At 76.3% G+C, this 1064-nt stretch carries 2 protein-coding genes; both read left to right on the top strand.

Annotation, left to right across the window (positions count from 1 at the left end):
- Window positions 1–460: RNA 2'-phosphotransferase (locus MCAG_RS01525; protein ID WP_157548344.1), on the top strand; the 460-nt coding region annotated here is incomplete at its 5' end.
- A 94-nt stretch (window positions 461–554) separates the two neighbouring features.
- Window positions 555–1064: MFS transporter (locus MCAG_RS33230; RefSeq protein WP_007071234.1), on the top strand; the 510-nt coding region annotated here is incomplete at its 3' end.

Below are 1064 nucleotides of genomic sequence, written 5' to 3'. Positions count from 1 at the left end.
CGGGCCGGCTGGGTGCCGGTGGACGACCTGCTCGCTCGCCCTGCGGGTGGGGCGGCCCGACCTCGACGCCGTCGTGGCCGGCAACGACAAGCAGCGCTTCGCGGTGGAGCGCGGCCCGGACGGGGGGGACCGGATCCGGGCCAACCAGGGGCACTCCATCCCGGTCGAGCTGGGGCTGCCGCCGGTCGAGCCGCCCGCGCGGCTCTACCACGGCACCGGGGCCGGCGTGGTCGAGTCGATCCGGACGGGCGGGCTGCACCGGGGCGGCCGGCACCACGTACACCTGTCGGCGGACGTCGAGACCGCCCAGCGGGTCGGCGCGCGGCGCGGCGGCCCGGTCGTGGTGTTCACCGTCGACGCGGCGGCGATGGCCCGCGACGGGCACGTCTTCCACCGCAGCGCCAACGGCGTCTGGCTGACCGACGCCGTCCCGGCGCGCTACCTGGACCCGGGGCGCTAGGGGCACCCGCGATCCCGCCCGCCCCATTGAAAGTCGTCCGCCCGCCCGGCAAGATCGGCGGCACCGGGGGAGTCGACAATGGTGGGGACGTTCAGTGGCGAAGGAGGCCGGCGCGGGGCACGCGGCGCGTGACCTGCGGCTGGTGGTGGCCGCGCACGCGGTCTCCACGTACGGCAGCTACCTGAACCTGGTGGCGCTGGGCCTGTTCGTGCTGGCGCTCACCGGCTCCGCCATGCGGACCGGCCTGTTCATGGCCGTCCGGTTGGTCGCCGGTTTCCTCATGGGGCCGGTCAGCGGGCTGCTCGCCGGCCGCTGCCGCCGAACCCGCCTCATGATCGGCGCCGACGTGCTCTCGGCGCTGACGCTGACGCTGCTGGTGGTGGCGCCCGTCGGGGCGAGGCCGGCGATGCTCTACGCCCTCGCGGTGGTGCTGGGCTGCGGGCAGACCCTGTGGGGGGTCGCGCTGCGCGCTGAACTGCCGGACCTGGTGGGGCCGCAGCGGCGGGCCCGCGCCAACGCCCGGCTTGTGGCGGCCCGGTCGGTGGCGATGCTGCTCGGCTTCGCCTCGGCGGGGTTCCTGGTCGCGGGCCTCGGCTACGAGGTG

The organism is Micromonospora sp. ATCC 39149, assembly GCF_000158815.1.
Taxonomy (GTDB): domain Bacteria; phylum Actinomycetota; class Actinomycetes; order Mycobacteriales; family Micromonosporaceae; genus Micromonospora.
Note: the sequence above shows the minus strand (reverse complement) of the source record. Positions and strands in the feature narration are given on the sequence as shown.